At 65.5% G+C, this 4,112-nt stretch carries 3 protein-coding genes and 1 pseudogene; all 4 read left to right on the plus strand.

Translation table 11 applies throughout. From position 1 onward, the window contains the following. A pseudogene (locus Q4E95_RS11500) lies at positions 1 to 203 on the plus strand (maleylacetate reductase); the annotation flags it as partial. Further along, positions 200 to 1,492 carry a D-serine ammonia-lyase gene (locus Q4E95_RS11505; protein WP_303383439.1) on the plus strand — a complete coding sequence of 431 codons (1,293 nt, stop codon included), beginning with the start codon at positions 200 to 202 and terminating at the stop codon, positions 1,490 to 1,492. The pseudogene Q4E95_RS11500 and the gene Q4E95_RS11505, both read left to right, overlap by 4 nt. Positions 1,493 to 1,639: 147 nt before the next feature. Then, positions 1,640 to 2,290 carry a TetR/AcrR family transcriptional regulator gene (locus Q4E95_RS11510; protein ID WP_303383440.1) on the plus strand — a complete coding sequence of 217 codons (651 nt, stop codon included), beginning with the start codon at positions 1,640 to 1,642 and terminating at the stop codon, positions 2,288 to 2,290. A gap of 102 nt (positions 2,291 to 2,392) precedes the next feature. Then, the coding region (locus tag Q4E95_RS11515) for an MMPL family transporter (RefSeq protein ID WP_303383441.1) at positions 2,393 to 4,112 on the plus strand (1,720 nt) is incomplete at its 3' end.

Raw genomic sequence — 4,112 nt, forward strand, 5'->3', positions numbered from 1 at the left:
ACCGCGAGATCGATGCACCCCGGGCGCTCGCGGACATCGGGTTCACCGAGGACGGGATCTCGGAAGCCGTGGAACGATCCCTGAACGCCATTCCGGACTCCACCCCCACCGCGCCCACGGAAGAGAACCTCACGGTGCTTCTGCGGGCGGCACTGGCCGGGGAGGACCCGGCTACCGTTTTTGCGGCGACGGAGCAAGCATGACGGCGGATCACTCCGAGTTTCGCGATGACTCCCTCCTGGCGCGATTAGCCGGTGGGGAGCCGTCGGCGTGGTTCAATCCGGCCATGACCACCACCGCGGCGGGCCTGTCCGCCTCCGGCCTTCCGCGCACCATCGTGGACGACGCCGCCGCGAGGCTCGAGCGGTTCGCTCCGTGGATCGCGCAGGCCTTCCCGGAGACGTCGGCGGCCCGCGGGGCCATCGAGTCGCCCTTGGAGGCCTCGCCGGAAATGCAACGGGAACTGGGTCTGGCCGCGGGCACGCTGCTGCTCAAACGTGATGACATTCTGCCCGTGAGCGGTTCCATCAAGGCCCGCGGGGGAGTCCACGAGGTGCTGGAGTACGCCGAGTCACTGGCTGGCGAGGCGGGGTTGCTGCCCGCCGACTACCGAGCGTTCGGCTCCGATCCCTTCCGCCGGGTCATGGCTCGGCATCGGGTGGTGGTGGGCTCCACCGGAAATTTGGGGCTGTCCATCGGCATCACCGCCGCCGCACTCGGGCTGCAGGCCACCGTGCACATGTCCACGCACGCCCAAGCGTGGAAGAAGGAACTGCTCCGGGGCCTGGGCGTGGACGTGGTGGAGCACAGCACCGATTACACGGCGGCGGTGGACGCCGGGCGACAGGCGGCACAGGCCGATCCGGCCACGCACTTTGTCGATGACGAACACTCGGTCAGCCTGTTCGCGGGGTACGCCGTGGCGGGGCGAAGGGTTGCGCGCCAGCTGAGCGACCAAGGGATCGCCGTGGCTGAAGACCATCCACTGTTCGTGTACCTCCCGTGTGGCATTGGCGGCGCCCCGGGCGGGGTGGCCTATGGCCTGGCACTGGAATTCGGGGATGCCGTGCATTGCATTTTCGCGGAACCCGTCGCCGCGCCGGCCATGATGTTGGGTGTCTACACCGGACTCCACGATCAGATCTCCGTGTCGGAGCTGGGCCTGGACACTCGCACCGTGGCGGACGGTTTGGCCGTGGGGCGGCCCTCCGGGTTCGTGGGGCGGCGCATGCAGGGACTGATCGACGGTTACTACACGGTGACGGATCAGCACCTGAAAGATCAGGTCAAGGCGCTGTATACAATGGAGGGAATACTTGCGGAGCCCTCCGCGGTGGCGAGCCTGGACGGGCCGCACTGGATCAGCACCGACGCAGAGTACCTGGACCGCAAAAATCTCACCGGCCGGCGGCTGAAGAACGCCACCCACATTGCCTGGTTGACCGGAGGCGGCATGGTCCCAGCGGAAATCCAGCGAAGTTATCTAGCTTGAGCCTTGACGCTCGGCGGCCGTCACCCATGCGAGCTGCAGGAAAGGCCCAGCGACCGAGAAGCACCACCAGCATTCCCTCAGAGGTCTGCTTGCTCACACTCAGACTCAGAAGGTGCACAGAGTGCAACAAGTGGCTATTGTTGACACGTGAACATCGGATGCCAGGGTGAAGCCCCCAAGGACAAGCGCGGTGCCCGCAAGTGGCACAACCGGCGCGCCATTGTGATGGCCGCCGGTGAGCTGACCGACCGTCACGGTATTCAGGGGTTCTCCGTCGATGATCTGGCCGCCAAGGCGGGCGTCTCCAGGCGGACCATTTTCAACCACTTCTCCTCGGCGGAAGATGCCGGCTACGAGTACCTGTCGGAGCTTGTCACACAGCTCATCGGGGCCGTTCTGGCAGAGCTTCCGGACCCGTCGGAGCGCGGTGAGCAAACGCTGGGCTCCGTCTATCAGGATCTGTGCGCCGCGATGCGGACTCGCAGTCTGGTTGAGGCGCTGCGTCCGCTGTTACTCCAGGTGACGGAGGTCAAGGAATCACCGACCGCGGCGCTGTGGACTTTCCGGGTGACCAACGCGGCCACCGAGCGGTTGGAGCACGTGCTGCGCGAACGGCTGCCCGACCACGATCAGCTGGAATTACAGCTGGTGGCCACCTCCATCATCAACTCCATGTCCGTCTGCATGGATGCGTGGCTTCTTCGCACGGGCGGGGAACTGAACGATCGATCCCGTGGTATCTGGGACGAACTCATGACCGAGGCCCTGTGCGTTCTGGGCCGCGGCTTCACTACCTGACCTGTCGTCGACCGGCCCGTGCGAGCGGCGTCGTCGGCGAGATCCGCTCCCGCGGAATGCACCTGAACATGACCATTGCTACTAACTCGTAGGAGACTCCTCGTGGCACGACTTCTCTACCGGCTGGGTATCGGTTCAGCCCGTCACGCGTGGGCGGTGATTGTGTCGTGGATCGCCGTGCTGGCCATCTCCGTGGGCGCCGTGGCCTTCTCCGGTGTGCAACTGTCCAACGCGATCTCCATCCCCGGCACCGAAACCCAGCAGCTCGCTGACCGCTTGCAGGAAGAGTTGCCCGAGGCCAACCAGGGTACGGGCCGGATGGTCTTCTACACCGAGGACGACTCGGAATTCACCGAGGAGCAGCGGCAGGGCATCGCGGACGCCGTCGCCTCGATCGATGGCATTGATCAGGTGGACAGCGCCACCAATCCGTTCGAGGTGCAGGCTCAACTCGACGGCGGGCGGCAGCAGCTCGTGGACGGTCGCCAGCAACTGGAGGAGGGCCAGCAGGCCATCCAGCAGCTGCAGGAGAATCTGCCCCCGGGTGCCAACGCGGACCAGATCCTGCAGCAGCGGGGCATCGACCCGCAGCAGATCCAGGAGCAGCAGGCTCAGCTGGAAGCCGGCGAGCAGACCATGGAACGCATGGGTGACTACCGGGTGGTCTCAGCGGACGGCAACTCCGCCATTTCGGTCGTGAACTTCACCGTGGATCAAACGTCCGTGACCGCTGACACCAAGGAAGCCGTCATGAACGTCGTGAATGACCACCCGGTCGACGGCGTGGGCGTGGACTTCTCCCAGGAGCTCGCGCAGGACATCTCCTCCCTGGTGGGTCCGGCGGAAATCGTGGGCGTGGTGATCGCCGCCATCGTGCTGCTGGTCATGCTGCGCGCCCTGGTTCCGGCCATTCTGCCGGTGTTGACGGCGCTGATCGGTGTGGGTATTTCCACGGCCGCGACGCTTTCCTTCTCCGGCGTGATCGACATGATGTCCGTGACGCCCATGCTGGGCGTGATGCTCGGTCTGGCCGTGGGCATCGATTACTCGCTGTTCGTCCTGAACCGCCACCGCCAACAATTGCGCCGCGGTATGGAGATCAAAGAATCCATCGGCATGGCCGTGGGTACCTCCGGCACCGCCGTGTTCTTTGCGGCACTGACCGTGATCGTCGCCCTGGTTGCGCTGAACGTGACCGGCATTCCGTTCCTGGGACTGATGGGTACCGTGGCCGGCGTTGCCGTGCTGATCGCCCTGCTCATCACCCTGACCCTGACCCCCGCACTGCTGTCCCTGGCTGGACGTAAGGCGCTGCCCCGCAAGCAGCGCAACGCCGCACCCGACGAGCAGCACATCAATGAACACGACGTTCCGTTCCACCTGCGCCACCCCTGGATCACCTCGCTGCTGAGCGTGGGTGTCCTGGTGGTGCTCGCACTGCCGGCTCAGGACATGCGCCTGGGGCTGCCGGATGCTTCCACCGAATCCGTGGACAGCACGTCGTACCAGGCCTACCAGCGCATTGCCGATGACTTCGGCGCCGGCGAGAACGGACCGCTCGTGGCCGTGGTGGATCTGCCCGAGGGTCTGACCGAGGACCAGGCCACCGAGAAGCTCAACGTCGTCTCCGAGCGCATTGCCGAGCAAGATGATGTGGCCAACGTGATGCCCGGGGTGACCACTGACGACCTCCGCACCGGCGTGATCCAGGTGATCCCGGAATCCGGTCCCGCGGATGCCGCCACCGAGGAACTCGTCAACAACCTGCGCGGCCTCAACGGCGACCTCCAGGACAGCGAGGACGTGAAGATCGGCGTGGCCG

The organism is Kocuria sp., assembly GCF_030536815.1.
GTDB classification, from domain to species: Bacteria; Actinomycetota; Actinomycetes; order Actinomycetales; family Micrococcaceae; genus Kocuria; species Kocuria gwangalliensis.